Source organism: Cedecea davisae (assembly GCF_044095835.1).
GTDB classification, from domain to species: Bacteria; Pseudomonadota; Gammaproteobacteria; order Enterobacterales; family Enterobacteriaceae; genus Cedecea; species Cedecea davisae.
Genome location: NZ_CP172054.1, coordinates 737,847 through 760,336 on the forward strand (window position 1 = coordinate 737,847; position 22,490 = coordinate 760,336).

General features: G+C 55.5%; 21 protein-coding genes. 19 read left to right on the forward strand and 2 right to left on the reverse strand.

The window, feature by feature from the left end; genetic code table 11:
* The first annotated feature begins 100 nt into the window (after positions 1-100).
* The 8 genes from ftsB to rpoS all read left to right on the forward strand — a co-directional run bounded on the left by ftsB (position 101) and on the right by rpoS (position 6,370).
* Entirely contained in the window at positions 101-427 is a 327-nt protein-coding gene (gene ftsB / locus ACG1VR_RS03980; protein ID WP_016537994.1) for a cell division protein FtsB, read from the forward strand.
* A gap of 19 nt (positions 428-446) precedes the next feature.
* On the forward strand, positions 447-1,157 hold the full coding sequence (gene ispD, locus ACG1VR_RS03985) for a 2-C-methyl-D-erythritol 4-phosphate cytidylyltransferase (RefSeq protein WP_395490262.1): 711 nt from the start codon (positions 447-449) through the stop codon (positions 1,155-1,157).
* Positions 1,157-1,636, forward strand: coding sequence for a 2-C-methyl-D-erythritol 2,4-cyclodiphosphate synthase (gene ispF / locus ACG1VR_RS03990; RefSeq protein ID WP_016537992.1), 480 nt, complete (start codon positions 1,157-1,159; stop codon positions 1,634-1,636). Before ispD ends, ispF begins: the two co-directional genes overlap by 1 nt.
* Positions 1,636-2,682 carry a tRNA pseudouridine(13) synthase TruD gene (gene truD, locus ACG1VR_RS03995; RefSeq protein WP_016537991.1) on the forward strand — a complete coding sequence of 349 codons (1,047 nt, stop codon included), beginning with the start codon at positions 1,636-1,638 and terminating at the stop codon, positions 2,680-2,682. Before ispF ends, truD begins: the two co-directional genes overlap by 1 nt.
* Positions 2,663-3,424: a 5'/3'-nucleotidase SurE gene (surE, locus tag ACG1VR_RS04000; RefSeq protein ID WP_172569092.1), complete on the forward strand. Its 762-nt coding sequence runs from the start codon at positions 2,663-2,665 to the stop codon at positions 3,422-3,424. Before truD ends, surE begins: the two co-directional genes overlap by 20 nt.
* Positions 3,418-4,044, forward strand: coding sequence for a protein-L-isoaspartate(D-aspartate) O-methyltransferase (locus tag ACG1VR_RS04005; protein WP_172569093.1), 627 nt, complete (start codon positions 3,418-3,420; stop codon positions 4,042-4,044). The genes surE and ACG1VR_RS04005 overlap by 7 nt, the downstream gene beginning before the upstream one ends.
* A 130-nt stretch (positions 4,045-4,174) precedes the next feature.
* Positions 4,175-5,320, forward strand: a complete 1,146-nt coding sequence (gene nlpD / locus ACG1VR_RS04010) for a murein hydrolase activator NlpD (RefSeq protein ID WP_172569094.1) — start codon at positions 4,175-4,177, stop codon at positions 5,318-5,320.
* A 57-nt stretch (positions 5,321-5,377) separates the two neighbouring features.
* Positions 5,378-6,370, forward strand: a complete 993-nt coding sequence (rpoS, locus tag ACG1VR_RS04015) for an RNA polymerase sigma factor RpoS (RefSeq protein WP_172569095.1) — start codon at positions 5,378-5,380, stop codon at positions 6,368-6,370.
* Between the two features lie 93 nt (positions 6,371-6,463).
* On the opposite strand, the gene mutS is transcribed toward rpoS, so the two are convergent.
* Positions 6,464-9,025, reverse strand: a complete 2,562-nt coding sequence (gene mutS, locus ACG1VR_RS04020; protein WP_395490263.1) for a DNA mismatch repair protein MutS — start codon at positions 9,023-9,025, stop codon at positions 6,464-6,466.
* 265 nt (positions 9,026-9,290) lie between these two features.
* Between mutS and ACG1VR_RS04025 the strand changes: the two genes are divergently transcribed.
* Positions 9,291-10,007 (forward strand): Type III secretion system effector HopBA1, encoded by a 717-nt coding sequence (locus tag ACG1VR_RS04025; protein WP_395490264.1) that lies wholly within the window; start codon positions 9,291-9,293, stop codon positions 10,005-10,007.
* 137 nt (positions 10,008-10,144) lie between these two features.
* On the forward strand, positions 10,145-11,185 hold the full coding sequence (locus ACG1VR_RS04030) for a TerC/Alx family metal homeostasis membrane protein (RefSeq protein ID WP_016537983.1): 1,041 nt from the start codon (positions 10,145-10,147) through the stop codon (positions 11,183-11,185).
* A 44-nt stretch (positions 11,186-11,229) separates the two neighbouring features.
* On the opposite strand, the gene ACG1VR_RS04035 is transcribed toward ACG1VR_RS04030, so the two are convergent.
* Positions 11,230-11,901, reverse strand: a complete 672-nt coding sequence (locus ACG1VR_RS04035) for an HAD family hydrolase (RefSeq protein ID WP_016537982.1) — start codon at positions 11,899-11,901, stop codon at positions 11,230-11,232.
* Between the two features lie 283 nt (positions 11,902-12,184).
* Between ACG1VR_RS04035 and trpS the strand changes: the two genes are divergently transcribed.
* From trpS to alaS, 9 genes are all read left to right on the forward strand, one after another.
* The gene (trpS, locus tag ACG1VR_RS04040; RefSeq protein WP_395490265.1) at positions 12,185-13,204 is read left to right on the forward strand and encodes a tryptophan--tRNA ligase; all 1,020 of its coding nucleotides are present in this window, start codon (positions 12,185-12,187) and stop codon (positions 13,202-13,204) included.
* Positions 13,205-13,299: 95 nt separating this feature from the next.
* Complete coding sequence (gene mltB / locus ACG1VR_RS04045) at positions 13,300-14,376, forward strand: lytic murein transglycosylase B (RefSeq protein WP_172569098.1); 1,077 nt, start codon at positions 13,300-13,302, stop codon at positions 14,374-14,376.
* Positions 14,377-14,653: 277 nt separating this feature from the next.
* Positions 14,654-15,349, forward strand: a complete 696-nt coding sequence (locus ACG1VR_RS04050; protein ID WP_395490266.1) for a metal ABC transporter ATP-binding protein — start codon at positions 14,654-14,656, stop codon at positions 15,347-15,349.
* Entirely contained in the window at positions 15,346-16,230 is an 885-nt protein-coding gene (locus ACG1VR_RS04055; RefSeq protein ID WP_016537977.1) for a metal ABC transporter permease, read from the forward strand. Before ACG1VR_RS04050 ends, ACG1VR_RS04055 begins: the two co-directional genes overlap by 4 nt.
* Complete coding sequence (locus ACG1VR_RS04060; RefSeq protein WP_016537976.1) at positions 16,227-17,105, forward strand: metal ABC transporter substrate-binding protein; 879 nt, start codon at positions 16,227-16,229, stop codon at positions 17,103-17,105. Before ACG1VR_RS04055 ends, ACG1VR_RS04060 begins: the two co-directional genes overlap by 4 nt.
* Positions 17,106-17,237: 132 nt before the next feature.
* The gene (gene pncC, locus ACG1VR_RS04065; protein ID WP_016537975.1) at positions 17,238-17,747 is read left to right on the forward strand and encodes a nicotinamide-nucleotide amidase; all 510 of its coding nucleotides are present in this window, start codon (positions 17,238-17,240) and stop codon (positions 17,745-17,747) included.
* Between the two features lie 85 nt (positions 17,748-17,832).
* Complete coding sequence (gene recA / locus ACG1VR_RS04070) at positions 17,833-18,897, forward strand: recombinase RecA (RefSeq protein WP_039898731.1); 1,065 nt, start codon at positions 17,833-17,835, stop codon at positions 18,895-18,897.
* A 66-nt stretch (positions 18,898-18,963) separates the two neighbouring features.
* On the forward strand, positions 18,964-19,479 hold the full coding sequence (locus ACG1VR_RS04075; protein WP_395490267.1) for a regulatory protein RecX: 516 nt from the start codon (positions 18,964-18,966) through the stop codon (positions 19,477-19,479).
* A 139-nt stretch (positions 19,480-19,618) separates the two neighbouring features.
* Complete coding sequence (gene alaS / locus ACG1VR_RS04080; protein ID WP_265439256.1) at positions 19,619-22,246, forward strand: alanine--tRNA ligase; 2,628 nt, start codon at positions 19,619-19,621, stop codon at positions 22,244-22,246.
* The last annotated feature ends 244 nt before the right edge of the window (positions 22,247-22,490 follow it).

The window sequence follows — 22,490 nt, forward strand, 5'->3', positions numbered from 1 at the left end:
ATGTGGTAAATTCTGCCGCGGTTTGGCGGGCAGGGTTGCTTGCCGCAGTGGAGTCAAAGAAAAAGTTGTGGGATGATTGTGCCGTTTTTCAGGGGGCTGGATGGGTAAACTAACGCTGCTGTTGCTGGCCTTGCTGGTCTGGCTCCAATATTCGCTGTGGTTCGGAAAAAACGGCGTACACGATTACACGCGCGTCAGCGAAGATGTCGCTGCGCAGCAGGCAACCAATGCCAAATTAAAATCTCGTAACGATCAGCTTTTTGCCGAAATTGACGACCTCAACGGCGGCCAGGAAGCGATTGAAGAGCGCGCTCGTAATGAACTCAGCATGACCAAGCCGGGAGAGACTTTCTACCGCCTGGTGCCTGATGCCTCCAAACGCGCGGCCAGCGGCAACAACAGCGGCGCCGGGCAAAATAATCGATAACTCAGAATAAGTGAAAGACATGGCAGACTCCTCCCCGGACGTAATTGCCGTGGTACCGGCGGCCGGTATCGGCAGCCGTATGCAAACGGAATGTCCTAAGCAGTATCTACATATCGGCGATAAAACGATTCTTGAACACGCGGTAGCCAGCCTGATGGCCCACCCGCGCGTTGGCCAGGTTATCGTCGCCATTAGCCCCAACGACACCCACTTTTCTTCCCTGCCGCTTGCGGTACATCCGCGCGTCAGGGTTGTTACTGGCGGCGGTCAGCGTGCGGACTCCGTGCTGGCCGGTTTACAGGCCGCTGGAAATGCTGAATGGGTGCTGGTGCATGACGCCGCCCGCCCGTGCCTGCATCAGGACGATTTGGAAAATCTGCTGTCTATCACGGCCACCAGTAAAGTCGGCGGTATTCTTGCCGCCCCCGTGCGGGATACCATGAAACGTGGCGAGCCGGGCAAAGCGTTAATTGCCCACACGGTGGACAGAGAAGACCTCTGGCACGCCCTGACGCCGCAGCTTTTCCCGCTCGAACTTCTGCGCAGCTGCCTGCTGCGCGCCCTGGATGAAGGCGCAACCATAACCGATGAAGCCTCGGCGCTGGAATATTGTGGCTTCCATCCGGCACTGATTAGCGCCCGTGCTGATAATATCAAGGTGACTCGCCCTGAGGATCTTGCGCTGGCGGCTTTCTATCTTACGCGGTTAACCCAAACGGAGAATTTATAATGCGTATCGGACACGGTTTTGATGTTCATGCTTTTGGCGGCGTTGGCCCGATTATTATTGGCGGCGTTCGTGTCCCGTTTGAAAAAGGGCTGCTGGCCCATTCCGACGGTGATGTCGCTTTGCACGCATTGACCGATGCGCTCCTGGGCGCGGCCGCACTGGGGGATATCGGCAAGTTATTCCCGGACACCGACCCGGCGTTTAAAGGTGCCGATAGCCGCGAGCTGCTGCGTGAGGCGTGGCGCCGTATTCAGGCTAAGGGCTTCACCCTGGGCAACGTTGACGTCACTATTATTGCTCAGGCGCCGAAAATGGCACCGCACATCCCTCAGATGCGCGTGTTTATCGCCGAAGATCTCGGCTGTCATATGGACGATGTTAACGTCAAAGCGACCACCACCGAAAAACTTGGTTTTACCGGGCGCGGGGAAGGTATTGCCTGTGAAGCGGTAGCGCTGCTGCATAAGGCTGGCAAGTAATGGATATGCAAAACCTGACGTGGCTGCACGGTAAGCCGCAGGGCACCGGCGTGATTAAAGCCAGTCCGGAAGATTTCGTCGTTATTGAAGACCTCGGCTTCGGCCCGGACGGCGAAGGCGAGCACCTGCTGCTGCGCATCCTGAAAACCGGCTGCAATACCCGGTCCGTTGCCGATGCGCTGGCAAAGTTCCTCAAGGTTCACGCCCGTGAAGTCAGTTTTGCGGGGCAAAAAGATAAGCATGCCGTGACCGAACAGTGGTTCTGCGTGCGGCTGCCGGGCAAAGAGATGCCGGACATGAGCGCCTTTGAGCTGGAAGGCTGCAAAGTGCTGGAGTTTGCCCGCCATCGCCGCAAGCTGCGTTTAGGCGCGCTTCAGGGAAATCGCTTTACCCTGGTGCTGCGTGAGGTTAGCGATCGTAATGAAATGGAACAGCGCCTGCAGGCGATTGCTAAGCTGGGCGTCCCGAACTATTTCGGCAGCCAGCGTTTTGGCATCGGCGGTAATAACCTGCATCAGGCGAGGCGCTGGGCGGAAAGCAATGCGCCGCTGCGCGACAGAAATAAACGCAGTTTTTGGTTGTCGGCGGCCCGCAGCGCGTTGTTTAATCAGATTGTTAGCCAGCGCCTGAAAAAACCAGACTTTAATCAAGTTGTTGATGGCGATGCGCTACAATTGGCAGGACGCGGCAGCTGGTTTGTTGCGACCCCGGAAGAACTCCCGACCTTGCAACAGCGCGTGGACGACGGCGAACTGCTGATAACCGCGCCGCTGCCGGGCGACGGCGAATGGGGCACGAAGAATGCCGCGCTGGAATTTGAGCAGCAATGCGTGGCGGAAGAGGGCGTTTTGCTCGGCTTGTTGAACCGCGAACGCGTTGAAGCTGCACGCCGCGCCATGCTGGTGCAGGCAAAAGAATTAAGCTGGAACTGGTGGGATGATGTGACCGTTGAGCTGAACTTCTGGCTCCCGGCCGGTAGCTTCGCCACCAGCGTTGTCAGGGAACTCATGAATACATCGGGTGATTATGCGAATATTGCTGAGTAACGATGATGGAGTCTATGCGCCTGGGATCCAGACGCTGGCTAAAGCGCTGCGAGAGTTTGCCGAGGTGCAGGTTGTCGCGCCGGATAGAAACCGCAGCGGCGCATCAAACTCGCTCACGCTTGAGTCATCGCTCAGGACTTTTACCCTCGCCAACGGGGATATTTCGGTTCAGATGGGCACGCCGACGGACTGTGTCTATTTGGGCGTTAACGCGCTTATGCACCCGCGCCCGGATATCGTGGTGTCGGGCATTAACGCGGGCCCCAATCTTGGGGATGACGTCATTTATTCCGGCACCGTTGCGGCGGCGATGGAAGGGCGGCATTTAGGCTTCCCCGCCCTTGCCGTGTCGCTTAACGGCCACGAACATTATGAAACGGCTGCGGCGGTTACCTGCACTATTCTGCGGGCGCTGGCGCGTGAACCCTTGCGCACCGGCCGTATTCTCAACATCAACGTGCCTGATTTACCGCTCGATCAAATCAAAGGTATCCGCGTTACCCGCTGCGGCAGCCGCCATCCGTCAGACCAGGTTATTCCTCAGGAAGATCCACGCGGTAATACGCTCTACTGGATTGGGCCGCCGGGTGAAAAACTCGATGCCGCGCCGGATACCGATTTTGCCGCGGTAGATGAAGGCTATGTTTCGGTCACGCCGCTGCACGTTGATTTAACCGCCCATAGCGCCCAGGAAGTCGTAGGCCACTGGCTGGCGAAAGCCGGAGTTGAGGCGCAATGGTAAGCAGACGCGTACAAACCCTTCTCGATCAATTACGTGCCCAGGGCATCAAGGACGAAAATGTTCTTGAGGCTATCGCGCAGGTACCGCGCGAGAAATTTGTCGATGAAGCGTTTGAACACAAAGCCTGGGAAAATACCGCGTTACCGATTGGCTCTGGTCAGACTATCTCGCAGCCTTATATGGTGGCGAGGATGACCGAGCTGCTGGCGCTAGAGCCGGACTCGAAAGTGCTGGAGATTGGCACCGGCTCCGGCTACCAGACCGCGATTCTGGCGCATCTGGTTGCGCATGTCTGTTCGGTTGAGCGTATAAAGGGGCTGCAATGGCACGCCCGGCGTCGCCTGAAGCAGCTCGACTTGCACAATATTTCTACCCGTCACGGCGATGGCTGGCAGGGCTGGCAGGCGAAAGCTCCGTTTGACGCTATCATTGTGACGGCGGCACCGCCGGAAGTTCCTTCGGCCCTGCTGTCTCAGCTAAAAGACGGCGGGATTTTGGTTTTACCCGTGGGCGACGAGAATCAGCTGTTGAAGCGGATTCGCCGCCACGGGAATGAATTTTCTATCGACACTGTAGAAGCCGTTCGTTTTGTGCCCTTAGTGCGCGGCGAGCTGGCATAACCCGGAAATATCCGGTTTTTTTGGCAGGAATTCGGCGTAACGTAGCCGGACTCGGCAAAAGCAGGCGCGGTTAGGCGCTGCTTTCTATAGTGTTTTCATGAATATCTGGTTGTTATCATTTGGGGGATAAATGAGCGCGGGAAGCCCAACTTTCACTTTACGCCGGGCGGCGATGCTAACGTTCGCCGGTCTTTGGCTGGCTGGCTGTTCAGGCAATAATAACACCCAGGCACCGATCAGTTCCGTCGGCGGCAACGGCAATGCATCCGGCTCTTCGAGCGGCAGCCTGCTGGTGACTAAGCCACCAACAATGTCGGCTCCGGTTCAGGCCCCTCAGATCCAGCAGGCTCCGCAAATACAGCAGACGCCGCAAATCCAGCCCGTTCATCAGCCCCAGCGGCAGGCCGTCGTTTCTGAGCCTGTGCACACGGAAAATGGCCGCATTGTGTACAATCGTCAGTATGGGAACATTCCGAAAGGCAGCTATGCCGGCGGCAGCACCTATACCGTTAAGCGCGGCGATACGCTGTTCTATATTGCGTGGATTACGGGCAACGACTTCCGCGATCTGGCGCAGCGCAACAACGTAGCGGCACCGTACGGACTGGAAGTTGGGCAAACCCTGCAAGTTGGCAATGCTTCCGGCACGCCAATTACCGGCGGTAATGCGGTCACCGCGGCCGATGCGCGCGCCCAGGGCGTGACGACGCCAGCTGCACAAAACTCAACCACGGTGGTTGCTTCTAAACCAACAATTACGTATTCTGAAGATTCAGGTGAACAGAGTGATACCAAAATGTTACCAGGCAATAAGCCAGCTGCGACAGTTGTCACAGCACCGGTAACGGCACCCGTGGTTAGCTCTACCGAACCCACCGCTAGCAGTACCTCTAACAGCTCGCCTATCTCTACCTGGCGCTGGCCGACAGAGGGCAAAATTATCGAAAACTTTGCTGCCACCGAAGGAGGCAACAAGGGCATCGATATAGCGGGCAGTAAAGGACAGGCTATCATTGCGACCGCTTCAGGGCGCGTGGTGTATGCCGGTAACGCGCTGCGCGGTTACGGTAATCTAATCATCATAAAACATAACGATGATTACCTGAGTGCCTACGCCCATAACGATACAATGCTGGTCCGGGAACAAGAAGAAGTTAAGGCGGGGCAAAAAATAGCTACCATGGGTAGCACCGGAACCAGTTCTACACGTTTGCATTTTGAAATTCGTTACAAGGGGAAATCCGTAAACCCGCTGCGTTATTTACCGCAGCGATAAACCGGCAACATACTCTACGGAGTGTATTGCCCAGGGATCACGGGTAGGAGCCACCTTATGAGTCAGAATACGCTGAAAGTTAACGAGTTAAACGAAGACGCGGAATATGATGAGAACGGAGTTGAGGCTTTTGACGAAAAAGCCCTTGTAGAAGAGGAACCCAGTGATAACGACATTGCCGAAGAGGAGCTGTTGTCACAGGGCGCTACCCAGCGTGTACTTGATGCGACTCAGCTTTATCTTGGAGAGATCGGTTACTCTCCATTATTAACAGCCGAAGAAGAAGTTTATTTTGCACGCCGCGCACTGCGCGGTGATGTTGCCTCCCGCCGCCGCATGATTGAAAGCAACCTGCGTCTGGTGGTGAAAATTGCTCGTCGTTACAGCAATCGTGGTCTGGCCTTGCTGGACCTGATTGAAGAGGGCAATCTGGGGCTTATCCGTGCGGTTGAGAAGTTCGATCCGGAACGTGGATTCCGTTTCTCAACTTATGCGACATGGTGGATTCGTCAGACCATCGAACGGGCAATCATGAACCAAACCCGTACGATCCGCCTGCCGATTCACATTGTGAAAGAGCTGAACGTTTATCTGCGTACTGCTCGCGAACTCTCACACAAGCTCGATCATGAGCCAAGTGCAGAAGAGATTGCCGAGCAGCTGGATAAACCGGTTGATGACGTTAGCCGTATGCTGCGCCTCAACGAGCGTATTACCTCGGTAGACACCCCTCTGGGCGGTGACTCTGAGAAAGCGCTGCTGGATATTCTGGCGGATGAGAAAGACAACGGTCCGGAAGACACCACGCAAGACGATGATATGAAACAGAGCATCGTGAAGTGGCTGTTTGAACTGAACGCTAAGCAGCGTGAAGTGCTGGCTCGTCGTTTCGGTCTGCTGGGTTATGAAGCTGCAACACTGGAAGATGTGGGTCGTGAAATTGGCCTGACTCGTGAACGTGTTCGTCAGATTCAGGTTGAAGGCCTGCGCCGTCTGCGTGAGATCCTGCAGACTCAGGGGCTGAACCTCGAAGCGCTGTTCCGCGAATAATCGACAGTTCAAATAAAAAGCGGTGATGAAAATCACCGCTTTTTTTATGCCTGCACTTTTCCCCTCTCGTTTTTGGACTGAGGGGAAAAATATCTACACCAGATTTTTCAGCCGATAAATCCACTCCAGCGCCTGGCGCGGAGAAAGCGAGTCCGGGTCCAGATTTTCCAGAGCCTCCACCGCAGGAGATGTCTCCTCCGGTACCGTCAGCAGCGACATCTGGGTGCCGTCTACCTGGCTTGCTGCGGCATTACCTGAAATACTTTCCAGTTCACGCAGCTTCTGGCGCGCACGCTTAATAACATCCTTCGGTACACCGGCCAGCGCGGCAACGGCAAGGCCGTAGCTTTTGCTTGCCGCACCGTCCTGCACGCTGTGCATAAAGGCAATAGTATCGCCATGCTCAACGGCATCAAGATGCACGTTCGCCACGCCTTCCATTTTCTCCGGCAGAGTGGTCAGCTCGAAGTAGTGCGTGGCAAACAACGTCAGCGCTTTGATGCGGTTCGCCAGGCTTTCGGCGCAGGCCCAGGCCAGCGACAGGCCGTCATAGGTCGATGTCCCGCGGCCAATCTCGTCCATCAGCACCAGGCTGTGCTCGGTGGCGTTATGCAGAATATTGGCAGTTTCGGTCATCTCGACCATAAAGGTGGAGCGGCCGGAAGCCAGGTCATCCGCCGCGCCCACACGGGTGAAGATGCGGTCAATCGGGCCGATTTCCGCCTGCTGCGCCGGAACAAAGCTGCCGATGTATGCCAGCAGGGCTATCAGGGCTGTCTGGCGCATATAGGTGCTTTTACCGCCCATATTCGGGCCGGTGATAATCAGCATTCTGCGCTGCGGCGAAAGGCTCAGCGGGTTGGCGATAAAGGGTTCGCTAAGCACCTGTTCCACCACCGGATGGCGGCCGCCAACCAGTTTGATGCCCGGCTTGTCGGACAGCGTCGGGCAGGTGTAGTTCAGGGTGTAAGCGCGCTCGGAAAGGTTCACCAGCACGTCCAGCTCCGCCAGCGCGGTTGCGCTTTTTTGCAGGGCTTCCAGGTGCGGCAGCAGCAAATCGAACAGCTGGTCGTAAAGCTGCTTCTCCAGCGCCAGCGCCTTGCCTTTAGAGGTCAGAACTTTGTCTTCATACTCTTTCAGCTCGGGGATGATATAGCGCTCGGCGTTTTTCAACGTCTGGCGGCGAACGTAGTTGATCGGCACCAGGTGGCTTTGGCCGCGGCTGACCTGAATGTAGTAGCCGTGGACGGCGTTAAAGCCGACTTTCAAAGTATCGAGACCCAGACGCTCGCGTTCGCGGATCTCCAGGCGGTCGAGGTAGTCCGTCGCGCCGTCGGCTAAAGCTCGCCACTCGTCCAGCTCTTCATTGTAGCCGGGCGCGATAACGCCGCCGTCACGCACCAGAACAGGCGGAGCCTCGATAACCGCTCGCTCAAGCAGCTCGCGTAGTTCGGTGAACTCACCCATTTGCTCGCGCAGCGTCTGCACATAATCGGTGTCGACGTCGGCGAGCATTTCTCTCAGAGACGGAAGCTGCTGGAAAGCGTAGCGCATACGAGCCAGGTCACGCGGGCGCGCGGTGCGCAGGGCGAGACGAGCCAGAATACGTTCCAGATCGCCCACCTGGCGCAGCGTCGGCTGAACCTCGGCGGTACGCTCCTGGAGGGCGGCAATGGTTTGCTGGCGCTTGGTCAGTACGTCAACGTTGCGCACCGGCATATGCAGCCAGCGTTTTAGCATCCGGCTGCCCATCGGCGTTACGGTACAGTCCAGCACCGACGCCAGCGTATTTTCGATGCCTCCGGACAGGTTCTGGGTTATCTCCAGATTGCGGCGCGTGGCGGCATCCATAATGATGCTGTCCTGCTGCCTGTCCATGGTGACGGAGCGAATGTGCGGCAGGGAAGTGCGCTGAGTATCTTTAACGTATTGCAGCAGGCAGCCGGCGGCGCAAAGCGCATGATGGGCGTTTTCGACGCCGAAACCGGTCAGGTCGCGGGTGCCGAATTGCAGGTTCATCTGCTGGCGCGCGGTTTCAATTTCGAACTCCCAGAGCGGACGACGACGCAGGCCGCGGCGGCCCTCAATCAGGCTCATCTCGGCAAAATCTTCCGCATAAAGCAGTTCCGCAGGATTGGTGCGCTGTAATTCAGCGGCCATGGTTTCGCGGTCTTCCGGCTCGGTCAGGCGGAAGCGGCCGGAGCTGATGTCCAGCGTGGCATAGCCGAAGCCTTTGCTGTCCTGCCAGATGGCCGCCAGCAGGTTATCCTGGCGTTCCTGAAGCAGGGCTTCATCGCTGATGGTGCCGGGGGTGACAATACGCACCACTTTACGTTCGACCGGACCTTTGCTGGTCGCCGGGTCGCCAACTTGCTCGCAAATAGCTACCGATTCGCCGAGGTTCACCAATTTTGCCAGATAGTTTTCGACGGCATGATGCGGAACGCCCGCCATCGGGATAGGTTCTCCGGCCGATGCGCCGCGCTTGGTCAGGGAGATATCCAGCAGCTGCGACGCACGTTTGGCGTCGTCATAAAACAGCTCGTAAAAGTCACCCATGCGGTAGAACAGCAGAATGTCACGATGCTCGGATTTGAGACGCAGGTACTGCTGCATCATAGGAGTGTGGGCGTCGAAGGTTTCGCTTGTGCTCATCGGGTGATGATATCCATTTCGTTGAATTTTAAGTTGTTAGTGACGGTTCTGGTTCTCATTATCTCTCACTAATACCGGGTAACCGCAGCGGGTAATGGCTCCGCAGATAGCCCATGATAACGGACTATCCGGGGCAGGAAAACAGCAGGCGACAGCATCGGTTCATGCAGCCAACGGCGTTGCGTTTAGAAACATATTTTTTGCCGCTCCCGCAGGAACTGAATTTTTGGCTCTCCACTAATCAGAAAACATCGTAATAGTGGAGATGTTTTCTGCAGTGGGTCAGGCAAACCGCGTTCAGCCCGTAGCGGTAAGCGGGAGCGCAAGAATCCATCCCGATATCGTCATCAAGCCGCCGAAGAGCGACCCCGTTCAGGCGCTGGCAAACCTGTTTCGTGATAATAAACTTGCCTATCTTGGTGACGTACACGGCCAGCACTTCATTCCCGATTTTGTCGGGCAGGCTATCCCCGAGTTGAAAAAGGCCGGGGTGGATTTGCTTGCCGTTGAGTTTGTGAAATACAGCGAAAATGCGCTGTTCCGCGAGGCGCTCGCCGGTGGCAAAGAGGCGATTAAAAACTTCATCATGAATGCCTGGTCGAAACATGGAGAAGCCTGGGTGGATAAAGTCGCTGGTGCGCTTTATGAGGCGCATAAGGCTGGGATTGCCGTAGCCGGTATCGATCGCCATATCCCCGGTGCGGCACCTAAAACGCCGATGGAAGCCATCAAATATATGAACAAGCGGCTGGCGCTGAATATTGCGTGGAATGCCGCTGCGGAAAAAGAAGAACGCGCGATTGGCGCCCGCAAAACGCTGGTCTGGGGCGGCGGCGGGCACTTCCACCACAGCCGCGAACAGGGCCCAAAAGATATGCGTCCCGGCCCGGTGATTTCGTTTAACGCGGCCGACAAGGCTACCGGCTGTGCGCTGAACGATAAAGACGACAACAGCCATCTGGTGATTAGTTATCAGAAATAAACAGGTGAGCCAGGCGCTGCTTTATTCGCCAATGCCAGAAAAAATATACCATTTTTTCCCGAAGGACTTATCCTGAATGGAGCGGAGCGGTTCTCAGATGTGCTGGGGCCGCTCCAGTCATTCCTGAAGGATAAAACATGGCTTCTACACATATTGGGTTCCCGACCGAAACGGTGGCGGTATTTCTTGCGCTGTCGGTCGGTGCCATTTTCATTGACCTCTTCATGCATCGCAAAGATAAACCGATTTCGCTGAAAAGCGCCGCATCGTGGTCGGTATTCTGGGTGGCGATAGCCATGCTATTTGCCGCATTTCTTTATGTTCATCACGGGGCAGAAGTGGCCAGCCTGTTTATTACCGGCTACGCGCTTGAGAAGGTGCTGTCGGTGGATAACCTGTTCGTGATGATGGCGATTTTTGCCTGGTTCGGCATCCCGGACCGCTACCGGCATCGCGTACTTTATTGGGGCGTGATTGGCGCGATTGTCTTCAGGGGCATTTTTGTCGCGATTGGCACCGGCCTGCTGGCGCTCGGTCCTTATGTCGAAATTGTGTTTGCCCTGGTGGTGGCATGGACGGCGGTCATGATGCTGAAAGGGGATGGCGACGATGAAGAAGTTGAAGACTATTCTCAGCATCTGGCCTATCGCATGGTAAAACGCTTTTTCCCTATCTGGCCAAAGCTTGCCGGGCGCGCATTTCTGCTGAACCAGAAGGAAGTGGATCGGGAGCTTGAGAAGCCGGAAAACCACGCGATAACCGTTGGACGGGTGAAGAAAGCGGCTCTGTACGCAACGCCGCTGATGCTGTGCGTGGCGGTAGTTGAGCTGTCGGACGTGATGTTTGCCTTTGACTCCGTGCCGGCGATTATTGCCGTCAGCCGCGAGCCGCTGATTGTCTATAGTGCGATGATGTTTGCCATCCTCGGTCTTCGTACTCTCTACTTCGTACTCGAAGCGCTAAAACAGTATCTGGTGCATCTGGAAAAGGCGGTAATAGTGCTGCTGTTCTTTATTGCGGCCAAACTAGGCCTTAACGCCAGCGACCATATCTGGCACCACGGTTACAGCATTTCTGCCGCCGCAAGCCTGTATGTAGTGCTGGGCGTGCTGGCGGTTGGAATTGTGCTGAGCGTGATGTTCCCCGCAAAAGTGGAGTCCAGCGGCAGTAAACATTAATCCCACTAAGGATGCCTTCGGGCGAAGGCATCCCGGATTATCACCTAGCTATGGCGGTCCAGGCGTAATCTCTCGATAGGCGAGCTGCGGCGGGACCAGGAGCGGTGGAAATGCCTCCAGTGGTAATCTCTTGCCGCGGTAAGTAATTCATAGTCGCCGCGTGAATCACCCCAGGCCCGCAGATGAAGCTGATTCAGCGGGCCGTAGACCTGCTCAAGACGCTGAATTTTTTGGTCGCAGCGGCAGTTATGGCCGTTAATTCGGCCAGTTAAGACGCCGTCAACCACTTCAAGCTGAGTACCGATAAGCTTAACGCCAAGCCGGTCTGAGAAAGGGCGCAAAACAATAGCCGGGGAAGCAGAGCACAGCGTCACTTCCGCGCCGGAACGCAGCTCGGAGGCTACCGCCATTAGCCCGCGCGGGCGCATCATTCTTTCAAAGTTTTTCGCGCAGAAAGCTTCGGCTTTATCTTTGACCCACTGCTCATTTACGCCGGTTAAAAAGGTACTGATTAGCACCTCTTTTAATTCATCCCGGGTGAGCTTCCGGCGCAGGCACTTCAGCGTCGGCAGCACCATACGCATCATCTTGCGCGCAAAGGTTTTACGGCCAAAGGCAAACCGCAGGAACGGGACGAAGCTGTCGCTATGGGTCAAAGTGCCGTCAAAATCAAAGACCGACAGTACGCCCGGCGAAGGATCATTCATAACAACCATAAATTCCCAAATTTCCCTTTTATCTGTACGTCGCGAGGGGATCTTGCGAACGATGGGTAAATTATAAACTTTTAAATCCCGCTACGGAAATCGCGGTGAGATGTGATAGGGTAGAGCAATGAACGAAAAATACACCCCCCTGATGATTAGCATTAAGCGTTGGTGGCTGTCTCTTTAGAGGCGGCAAGATTTCGTTTACATCTTTCTAATAGCCGCCGGAAGGCGGCTATTTCGTTTTACAGGTTCGCCCTCCGGCAAGATTTATCAGCCTCAGGAGGCATCCATGACCTTTTCAAACTCAGCACAGCAAACCATTCTTACCGGCGACCGCCCAACAGGCCAGCTGCACTTAGGGCATTACGTCGGCTCGCTGCGCCAGCGCGTTCAGCTTCAGCATGAACACCAGCAATACATCCTGGTGGCTGACCTTCAGGGGCTAACCGATAACGGCAGCAGGCCGGAAAAAGTTGCCGGGAATATTTTTGAAGTGATGGCGGATTATCTGGCTGTAGGCATCGATCCTGCAAAAACGACTATCTGCCTGCAATCTTCCTTACCCGCGCTTGCCGAACTCACCATGCTGTATATGAACATCGTTACCGTGGCCCGCGTGGAGCGCAACCCGACGGTAAAAAGCGAAATTGCTCAAAAGGGATTCGCCCGCTCTCTGCCCGCCGGTTTTCTGGTATACCCGATAAGCCAGGCGGCGGATATCACCGCATTCAAAGCGGGCCTGGTGCCGGTTGGTGACGATCAGCTACCGATGATTGAACAGACCAATGAAATTGTGCACAAGATGAATAGCCTCGCTGGCGAACCTATTCTGCACAGCTGTAAAGCACTGCTCGGCCAGGTAAGCCGCCTGCCGGGCGTTGACGGCAATGCCAAAATGTCGAAGTCGTTGGGTAATACGCTAACGCTTTCCGCCAGCGAGGAGCAGATCCACCAGGCCGTAAGCGCGATGTTCACCGACCCGGAACACCTTCGGGTCAGCGATCCCGGCAAAATTGACGGCAACGTGGTATTCACTTATCTGGATGCTTTCCACGAAGACAAAGAGAAAGTGGCGGCCATGAAGGAGCACTACCAGCGCGGCGGCCTGGGCGACCGACAGTGTAAAAATGAGCTAGAAATTTGTCTGCAAGCTCTGCTGGCTCCCATCCGTGAAAAACGGCTCCGTTTTATCGAAGATAAAGCCTACCTGAGCGAAATCCTTAAAGCCGGGAGCGAAAAGGCGCGGGCGGTTACCCAGCAAACGGCAGATGAAGTGAAGCGCGCGCTTGGCCTCCCGGTGCTGTTTTAACGGCGGAAGGGTGAATAGAGACTTACTCAGATGGGCAATTATGGATTACCATTATTGCGAAACTTTCGCGAACATTCACAGGGACAGCCCATCAGATGCGTTATTCAGCCGCAGCACTTCTTCCGATCCTGGTTCTACTTTCGGCCTGTAGCAGCAAACCAAAAGAGAGCGCGCAGCAGCAAACTAGCGGCACTCCGTCAGGCGGTTTCCTGTTGCAGCCGCAGCATGACGTGTTTATGCAAACCGGCGACTTTGCCAACAACCCGGAAGCGGAGAAATTCATCGAGAAAATGGTGAATAAGCACGGGTTCGACAGACGTCAGCTGCACGAGGTGCTGTCCCAGGCTAAGCGGCTGGACTATGTGCTGCGTCTGATGGATCAGCAGGCGCCGACCACCGCGCCTCCGGCTGGCCCAAATGGTGCCTGGCTGCGCTATCGGGCTAAATTTATCACCCCGGATAACGTGCAAAACGGCGTGAAGTTCTGGAACCAGTACGAGTCCGCGCTGAACCGCGCTTATCAAGTTTACGGCGTGCCTCCGGAAATCATCGTTGGTATTATCGGCGTTGAGACCCGCTGGGGCCGCGTAATGGGCAAAACCCGCATTGTTGATGCTCTTGCCACGTTGGCCTTTGCCTACCCGCGTCGCGCCCAGTATTTTGCCGGTGAGCTGGAAACCTTCCTGCTGATGGCGCGTAACGAAGGCGACGATCCGCTGGCGCTTAAAGGCTCCTTCGCCGGGGCAATGGGCTACGGCCAGTTTATGCCTTCCTCGTTTAAAGAGTATGCGGTGGACTTCAATGGCGACGGGCACGTTAACCTGTGGGATCCTGAAGACGCCATCGGCAGCGTGGCTAACTACTTCAAAGCGCACGGCTGGGAAAAGGGCGATATGGTCGCCGTTCCGGCTAACGGGCAGGTGCCGGGGCTGGCAAACGGCTTCAACACCAAATATTCCGTCTCTGCGCTTGCGCAGTCCGGCTTAAGCCCGCAAGGCTCGCTGGGGAATCATCAGGAGGTTAGCCTGCTGCGTCTGGATATGGGCGATCGCTACCAGTATTGGTACGGCCTGCCAAACTTCTACGCGATTACCCGCTATAACCACAGCACTCATTACGCTATGGCAGTTTGGCAACTGGGGCAGTCCGTGGCGCTGGCTCGAGTCAAATAATCACTCCGGCCCGTCTCTTCGCAGGCGGGCCTTTTTATCTCTTCCCTTCGCGTTTTCTTTCTTCCGGTTGAAGCTTTGTTTACCCCGAATCCTCATCGGTAATTTACATCCTGCTCGCACTGATTTATGTTATGTTATAACAAATCATTTTCGGTGTCGGTATGTCTGCTGTTGCTCCCTCTTCATTACTGAGTCTCTCCGCAGTAGTGCGCTTAGCGCTGGTGGCGCTGCTGATCCTCGGCCTGTGGGGCGCCATTCACTGGGCGATTATCCTGCCATGATCGAATTGAAAGACCTTGAGCTGGGCTACCATGGCAACGTGGTGGTCTCCTCTGTTAACGGCACTTTTCAGCGCGGCAGCATGACCGCGGTGATCGGCGCCAACGGCTGCGGCAAGTCCACGCTGCTGAAAACGCTGGCCGGACTGCTGCCGCCCGTCTCCGGTAGCGTTAAGTTTCAGGACGGCTTTCGGCCGCGTATCGCCTGGTTACCTCAACTGGGGGAAATGGACAGGCAGTTTCCCGCCACGGTTTACGATGTGGTGTGTATGGGCAGCTGGCCCGGCCGTGGCCTCTTTTCCGGGCTGAACCGCAGGCATCGAGAACGCGTGATGGAGGCTATTGAGCGCGTTGGGTTAAGCGAACTTTATCAGCGCCCTATTGAAGTGCTTTCCGGCGGTCAGTTTCAGCGCATGCTGTTCGCTCGCCTGTTGATGCAGGATGCCCCTCTGATCCTGCTGGATGAACCCTTTACCGGCGTGGATGCGCAGACCAGCGAATTCCTGATGCAGCTGATGTGCCAGATGCATCACGACGGGCAAACGCTTATCTGCGTGCTGCACGACAATGAGCTGGTGCGCCGCCATTTCCCTGACGTACTGCTGCTTACCGCAGACGGTTATCAATGGGGCAACGCCGCTGAGGCGCTGGCTCAGTACGCTTCCATTCGCCCGCGCCTGGTGCAGACCGCATGATTTATCACATTTTTATTGAACCGTTCGTCGCCTATGGCTTTATGCGACGCGCGCTGGTTGCCTGCCTGTCGCTCTCTCTTAGCACCGTTCCGCTGGGCATATTCTTGCTGTTGCGCCGTATGAGCCTGGTGGGCGATGCGCTCTCACACGCCATTTTGCCCGGCGTCGCGGTAGGCTACCTGGTTGCGGGCATGTCTTTAGTGGCGATGGGCGTCGGCGGCTTTGTTGCCGGGGTGCTGGTTGCATTGCTTTCCGGCTGGGTCAGCTCGCGCACGCCGCTTAAAGAAGATGCCAGCTTCGCGGGCTTTTATCTTGGCTCGCTGGCGCTTGGCGTCACGCTTATCTCGCTACGCGGCTCCAGCGTCGACCTGCTGCATCTGCTGTTTGGCTCGATACTGGCGGTGGACGGCGAAGCGACGAAGTTTGTCGGCCTGATAGCCAGCGTTACGCTGGTCGCGCTCGCGTTTCTTTATCGTGGGCTGGTGCTTGAGTCGTTCGACCGCAGCTTTTTGCAGGTCAATAACCGGCGGCTGCCTTCGCTTATCCACGGCACTTTTCTTGCGTTATTGGTGCTCAATCTGGTGGCGGGATTCCAGATCCTCGGCACTTTAATGTCCGTCGGCCTGATGATGCTGCCCGCCATCGCGGCGCGCTGCTGGGCGAAGACGCTGCCGGGATCGATTGGTCTGGCTGTGGTGTGCGGTTTGCTCTGCGCCTGGCTGGGGCTGGTGTGGTCATTCTATGCCTCGCTGCCGGCAGGCCCGGCGATCGTGCTTACCGCCAGCGTCGCATTCTTTATCTCAATACTTTTCGGACCGCGCAGCGTGCTTGCAGGGAGCCTGCTGCGTAGGAAATTGGCAATCATAAAGGGGGTTAAATGAAACGTTTAGGGATTGGTATCGCGCTGGCTATGGCGCTTTCCAGCCAGATGGCTGCGGCAAAAACGCTGAATGTGGTGGCAAGTTTCACCGTGCTGGCGGATATGGCAAAACAGGTTGGCGGTGAGCATGTAAAAGTCACCAGTTTGGTAGGGCCGGACGGCGACCCGCACAGCTTCGAGCCTTCGCCAAAAGACAGCGTGGCGCTGCGGAACGCCGATGTCGTTATCGTTAGCGGGCTGGGAATGGAAGGGTGGATGGACCGCCTGGTGACGGCATCCGGCTATAAAGGCAAAGTTATCGTTGCTTCTGAGGGAATCAATACCCGCAGCATGGAAGAGGACGGTAAATCAATTACCGATCCGCACGCCTGGAACAGCGCGGCAAACGGCGCGGTTTACGCTGAAAACATCGCGGCTGCATTGATTGCCGCTGACCCGGAAGATGCTGCTGCTTTGCGCAAAAGCGGCGACAGTTATGCCGGGCGTCTCAAAGAGCTGGATAGCTGGGCGAAAAAACGCTTTGCCGGTATTCCACAGTCTCACCGTAAAGTGCTGACCAGCCATGATGCATTTGGTTACTTCGGGCAGGCTTATGGCGTCAGCTTCCTTGCGCCTGTTGGCTTCTCAACCGAGGCTCAGGCGAGCGCCAGTGACGTCGCTTCTTTGATTAAACAACTGAAAGAAGAACATATTTCTACCTACTTCATTGAAAATCAGACCGACCCGCGACTGGTCAAACAAATTGCCAGCGCCACGGGGGCTAAACCCGGCGGCGAGCTTTACCCGGAGGCGCTTTCCGGCCCGAATGGCCCGGCAAGCAGCTACGAAAAGGCGTTTAAGCACAACGTTGACACGCTTGCCAACAGCATGAAGTAACCGCGTTTTTCGGCCAGCACCCGCTGGCCGTTTCATTTATGGAATCCCTCTCGCGTATCCTGATGTAATCCCCCGCAACGCCCGTAAAGTGCTATCGTGTTGTCTGATGATGTGTCTACAATCGGAGCCAGCATGACAGACAGCGCATTGTTTGAGCTAAGTAAACAGGTAGGGAAAGCTCTCGGGCAGCTTGGCGCTACGCTCACCACCGCAGAATCCTGTACCGGCGGTTGGATAGCTAAAGTGATTACTGACGTACCGGGCAGTTCGGCCTGGTTTGAACGCGGTTTTGTCACCTATAGCAATGAAGCTAAACAGCAGCTGATAGGCGTAAGCCCCCAGACGCTGGAAGCTTATGGAGCCGTCAGCGAAGGAGTGGTTCGCGAGATGGCGCAGGGCGTGCTCGCGGCAGCGCAGGCTGATTATGCCGTTTCCGTCAGCGGTATTGCCGGGCCGGACGGCGGCAGTGAAGAAAAACCGGTGGGCACCGTGTGGTTTGGCTTTGCCAGCAGGCAGGGAGCAACCATAGCGAAGGTGCAGCGCTTTGACGGCGACCGCGAAGCGGTGCGTCGGCAGGCAACGGAATTCGCCTTGCAGATCCTGTGGGACGATTTTCTAAAAAATAAACTTGATACTGTATGACCATACAGTATAATTGCCTCAACAAAACAGAATTGAGAACGCGGCGTTGCGACTTATCGCATCACTCTGCATGACAGGAGTAGAAATGGCTATCGACGAAAACAAACAGAAGGCGTTAGCGGCAGCACTTGGCCAAATTGAAAAACAATTTGGTAAAGGCTCCATCATGCGTCTGGGTGAAGACCGTTCTATGGACGTAGAAACGATCTCTACCGGCTCCCTTTCTCTGGACATTGCTCTGGGCGCGGGCGGCCTGCCAATGGGCCGTATCGTAGAAATCTACGGGCCGGAATCCTCAGGTAAAACGACCCTGACTCTGCAGGTTATTGCCGCCGCACAGCGCAGCGGGAAAACCTGTGCGTTTATCGACGCAGAGCACGCTCTGGACCCGGTGTATGCCAAAAAGCTGGGCGTTGATATCGACAACCTGCTCTGCTCCCAGCCGGATACCGGCGAACAGGCTCTGGAAATCTGTGACGCGCTGGCTCGCTCCGGTGCGGTTGACGTTATTATCGTTGACTCCGTTGCAGCATTGACGCCAAAAGCGGAAATCGAAGGTGAAATCGGTGACTCTCACATGGGCCTCGCGGCACGTATGATGAGCCAGGCAATGCGTAAGCTGGCGGGTAACCTGAAGCAGTCCAATACGCTGCTTATCTTCATCAACCAGATTCGTATGAAAATTGGCGTGATGTTCGGTAACCCGGAAACCACGACCGGCGGTAACGCGCTGAAATTCTACGCCTCTGTGCGTCTTGATATCCGTCGCATCGGCGCGGTGAAAGATGGCGATAATGTCATCGGCAGCGAAACCCGCGTTAAAGTGGTGAAAAACAAAATCGCCGCACCGTTTAAACAGGCTGAATTCCAGATCCTCTACGGCGAAGGCATTAACTTCTACGGCGAGCTGGTTGACCTTGGCGTGAAGCACAAGCTGATTGAAAAAGCAGGTGCATGGTACAGCTATAACGGCGAAAAAATCGGTCAGGGTAAGGCAAATGCCAGCAACTTCCTGAAAGAGAACAAGCCGATGGCGGAAGAAATTGAGAAGAAACTGCGCGAAACGTTGCTGAATAATCAGGACGGAACGCCGGACTTCACGGTGGATGACCATGACGCAAACGCGGTCGAAACCAACGAAGACTTCTAAATAACACAAAGGGCTGCTACCGCAGCCCTTTATGCTTTCTGACGCTAATCTCTGCCATGTTGCCCTATGCCTGATAATACTTCCTCTCCTCGCCGCAGCCCTTTCGCCCGCCTTCTCGATAAGGCCACCCGCATACTTGCCATGCGCGATCATAGCGAGCATGAACTGCGCCGCAAGCTCACCACGCCTTCGGCTTTTGCGGCAAAATTCGCCCGTGAGGACGAGCCTGAAGTTTCGCAGGAAGATATCGAGAAGGTCATTGCCTGGTGCTATGAGCACCGCTGGCTGGACGATGCGCAGTTTGCGTCACGGTTTATTGCCAGCCGTGGCCGTAAAGGTTACGGACCACAGCGTATCCGCCAGGAGCTGAAGCAAAAGGGGATCGACAGAGCAACGGGCGAAGCGGCGATGATGGCGTGTGAAATTGACTGGCTGCCGCTGGCGCGCGATATAGCCGAACGTAAGTTTGGCACTCCGCTGCCAACGGAGTGGCAGGCCAGAGCTAAAGTACAGCGTTTTCTGCTCTATCGTGGCTTCTTTATGGAAGACATTCAGGAGATCTGGCGAAATTTTGCTGATTAGGGCAACACTGGATTTTACTTCCCTCGCCAGAAAACTTATCTTATTCCCACTTTTTTCCAGGTAAGCTGCACTGAACGGCCTGCATTACGGCTGTCATGGCAGCTTTACAACTCTTCGTTAGCTTGATTTCAGGATAATTATGAGCAAGAGCACCGCTGAGATCCGTCAGGCGTTTCTCGATTTTTTCCAAAGTAAAGGCCACCAGGTTGTAGCGAGCAGCTCCCTGGTTCCGAATAACGATCCGACTTTGCTGTTTACCAACGCCGGGATGAACCAGTTCAAGGATGTTTTCCTGGGTCTCGACAAGCGTAATTATTCCCGCGCCACTACGTCTCAGCGTTGTGTTCGCGCCGGTGGTAAGCATAACGATCTGGAAAACGTCGGTTACACCGCGCGTCACCATACTTTCTTCGAAATGCTGGGCAACTTCAGCTTCGGCGACTACTTCAAACACGATGCGATTAATTTTGCCTGGGAATTACTGACCGGGGAAAACTGGTTTAATCTGCCGAAAGATCGCCTGTGGGTGACCGTCTACGAAACCGATGACGAAGCCTATGAAATCTGGGAAAAAGAAGTTGGCGTCCCGCGCGAGCGCATTATTCGCATTGGCGATAATAAAGGTGCAGCGTACGCATCAGACAACTTCTGGCAGATGGGTGACACCGGCCCTTGTGGTCCGTGTACCGAGATTTTCTTCGACCATGGCGATCACATCTGGGGCGGCCCTCCGGGAAGTCCTGAAGAAGACGGCGACCGCTATATTGAGATCTGGAACATCGTATTCATGCAGTTCAACCGTCAGGTTGACGGCACTATGCTGCCGCTGCCAAAACCATCCGTAGATACCGGGATGGGGCTGGAGCGTATTGCCGCCGTGTTGCAGCACGTTAACTCCAACTACGATATTGACCTGTTCAAAACGCTTATCGAGTCCGTAGCGAAAGTGACCGGTGCGACCGATTTGTCGAACAAGTCTCTGCGCGTTATCGCCGACCACATCCGCTCCTGCGCGTTTCTGATTGCCGACGGCGTTACGCCGTCTAACGAAAACCGTGGCTACGTACTGCGCCGTATCATTCGTCGCGCAATTCGCCATGGCAACATGCTGGGCGCGAAAGACACCTTCTTCTATAAGCTGGTTGGCCCTCTGGTTCAGGTCATGGGTTCTGCGGGGGAAGAGCTGGCAAAACAGCAGGCGCTGGTTGAGCAGGTTCTGAAAACCGAAGAAGAGCAGTTCGCCCGTACCCTGGAGCGCGGTCTTGCGCTGCTGGATGACGAACTGGCAAAACTGAAGGGTGACACGCTGGACGGCGAAACTGCCTTCCGCCTGTACGACACCTATGGTTTCCCGGTGGACTTAACCGCTGACGTTTGCCGCGAGCGCAATATCAAAGTTGACGAAGCTGGTTTTGAAGTCGCTATGGAAGAGCAGCGCCGCCGTGCGCGCGAGTCCAGCGGCTTTGGCGCGGACTACAACAGCATGATCCGCGTAGACTCTGCTTCTGAATTTAAAGGCTACGATAGCCTCGATCTTAACGCCAAAGTCACCGCGCTGTTCGTTGACGGTAAATCCGTTGAGCAAATCACCGCCGGTCAGGAAGCCGTTGTTGTACTGAACGAAACGCCGTTCTACGGCGAGTCCGGCGGGCAGGTTGGCGATAAAGGCACTGTAAAAGGTTCCGGCGTCGACTTCGCGGTTGACGATACCCAAAAATACGGCCAGGCGATTGGTCACCTCGGCAAGCTGGTTTCCGGCGTGCTGAAAGTGGGCGACAGCGTAGAGGCTAAAGTTGACGAAGCCCGCCGTGCTCGTATCCGCCTGAATCACTCCGCAACGCACCTGCTGCACGCCGCGCTGCGTGAAGTTCTGGGCACTCACGTTGCTCAGAAAGGCTCACTGGTTAACGACAAAGGCCTGCGCTTCGACTTCTCTCACTTTGAGGGAATGAAGCCCGCTGAAATTCGCGCCGTTGAAGATATCGTCAACGCACAGATTCGCCGTAACCTGCCTATCGAAACCAACGTAATGGATCTCGAAGCGGCGAAAGCAAAAGGCGCTATGGCGCTGTTTGGCGAGAAATATGACGACCATGTTCGTGTGTTGAGCATGGGCGATTTCTCTACCGAACTGTGCGGCGGCACCCATGCTTCTCGTACCGGTGATATCGGCCTGTTCCGCATCGTTGCCGAGTCTGGCACTGCGGCAGGCGTTCGCCGTATTGAAGCGGTAACCGGCGAAGGCGCACTGGCTAATCTCCATGCGCAGAGCGACCAGCTGCATGATATTGCTCAACTGTTGAAGGGCGACAGCCAAAACCTGAACGAGAAAGTGCGTTCGGTCCTGGAGCGCACCCGCCAGCTGGAGAAAGAGCTGCAACAGCTGAAAGAACAGCAGGCTTCGCAGGAGAGTGCAAACCTCTCCAGCAAAGCGGTTGAAGTAAAAGGCGTTAAATTACTGGTAAGCGAGCTGAGCAACGTTGAACCTAAGATGTTGCGTACCATGGTCGATGACCTGAAAAACCAGCTCGGCTCAGCCGTGATTGTTCTGGCTACTGTGGCAGAAGGGAAAGTGTCTCTGATTGCTGGTGTCTCCAAAGATGTTACCGACCGCGTTAAGGCCGGGGAGCTTGTGGGGATGGTTGCGCAGCAGGTTGGCGGCAAAGGGGGAGGTCGTCCCGACATGGCTCAGGCCGGTGGCACAGACGCGGCGGCTCTGCCGGGCGCGCTGGCCGGCGTTGAAGCCTGGGTGACGGCAAAACTCTGAAAATAACTAAAAGTGTCATGGCGCCATAACCGATATCGGTTATGGCGTACTCACATTTACACACTATCAATAATGATAAAGTCAGGTTGAAGTTGAGTTGATCGGCTAAACTTAGATATAACAGAGTGTAATGCTGTGACGGCGTACATTTTATGTATTTGTCATCGCTTACGTTTTCGCGTTATATGATGGATAATGCCGGGATACAGAGAGACCCGACTCTTTTAATCTTTCAAGGAGCAAA

What these genes read in the sequence shown, in the direction of transcription:
- mltB (WP_172569098.1), top strand. Translation starts at nt 13,300, where the DNA reads ATGCGTTATTCAGCCGCAGCACTTCTTCCGATCCTGGTTCTACTTTCG.
- rpoS (WP_172569095.1), top strand. Translation starts at nt 5,378, where the DNA reads ATGAGTCAGAATACGCTGAAAGTTAACGAGTTAAACGAAGACGCGGAA.
- ACG1VR_RS04075 (WP_395490267.1), top strand. Translation starts at nt 18,964, where the DNA reads ATGCCTGATAATACTTCCTCTCCTCGCCGCAGCCCTTTCGCCCGCCTT.
- trpS (WP_395490265.1), top strand. Translation starts at nt 12,185, where the DNA reads ATGACCTTTTCAAACTCAGCACAGCAAACCATTCTTACCGGCGACCGC.
- recA (WP_039898731.1), top strand. Translation starts at nt 17,833, where the DNA reads ATGGCTATCGACGAAAACAAACAGAAGGCGTTAGCGGCAGCACTTGGC.
- ACG1VR_RS04055 (WP_016537977.1), top strand. Translation starts at nt 15,346, where the DNA reads ATGATTTATCACATTTTTATTGAACCGTTCGTCGCCTATGGCTTTATG.
- ispD (WP_395490262.1), top strand. Translation starts at nt 447, where the DNA reads ATGGCAGACTCCTCCCCGGACGTAATTGCCGTGGTACCGGCGGCCGGT.
- truD (WP_016537991.1), top strand. Translation starts at nt 1,636, where the DNA reads ATGGATATGCAAAACCTGACGTGGCTGCACGGTAAGCCGCAGGGCACC.
- ACG1VR_RS04005 (WP_172569093.1), top strand. Translation starts at nt 3,418, where the DNA reads ATGGTAAGCAGACGCGTACAAACCCTTCTCGATCAATTACGTGCCCAG.
- nlpD (WP_172569094.1), top strand. Translation starts at nt 4,175, where the DNA reads ATGAGCGCGGGAAGCCCAACTTTCACTTTACGCCGGGCGGCGATGCTA.
- ACG1VR_RS04030 (WP_016537983.1), top strand. Translation starts at nt 10,145, where the DNA reads ATGGCTTCTACACATATTGGGTTCCCGACCGAAACGGTGGCGGTATTT.
- ACG1VR_RS04035 (WP_016537982.1), bottom strand. Translation starts at nt 11,901, where the DNA reads ATGGTTGTTATGAATGATCCTTCGCCGGGCGTACTGTCGGTCTTTGAT.
- ACG1VR_RS04025 (WP_395490264.1), top strand. Translation starts at nt 9,291, where the DNA reads ATGTTTTCTGCAGTGGGTCAGGCAAACCGCGTTCAGCCCGTAGCGGTA.
- ispF (WP_016537992.1), top strand. Translation starts at nt 1,157, where the DNA reads ATGCGTATCGGACACGGTTTTGATGTTCATGCTTTTGGCGGCGTTGGC.
- mutS (WP_395490263.1), bottom strand. Translation starts at nt 9,025, where the DNA reads ATGAGCACAAGCGAAACCTTCGACGCCCACACTCCTATGATGCAGCAG.
- ftsB (WP_016537994.1), top strand. Translation starts at nt 101, where the DNA reads ATGGGTAAACTAACGCTGCTGTTGCTGGCCTTGCTGGTCTGGCTCCAA.
- surE (WP_172569092.1), top strand. Translation starts at nt 2,663, where the DNA reads ATGCGAATATTGCTGAGTAACGATGATGGAGTCTATGCGCCTGGGATC.
- pncC (WP_016537975.1), top strand. Translation starts at nt 17,238, where the DNA reads ATGACAGACAGCGCATTGTTTGAGCTAAGTAAACAGGTAGGGAAAGCT.
- ACG1VR_RS04060 (WP_016537976.1), top strand. Translation starts at nt 16,227, where the DNA reads ATGAAACGTTTAGGGATTGGTATCGCGCTGGCTATGGCGCTTTCCAGC.
- ACG1VR_RS04050 (WP_395490266.1), top strand. Translation starts at nt 14,654, where the DNA reads ATGATCGAATTGAAAGACCTTGAGCTGGGCTACCATGGCAACGTGGTG.
- alaS (WP_265439256.1), top strand. Translation starts at nt 19,619, where the DNA reads ATGAGCAAGAGCACCGCTGAGATCCGTCAGGCGTTTCTCGATTTTTTC.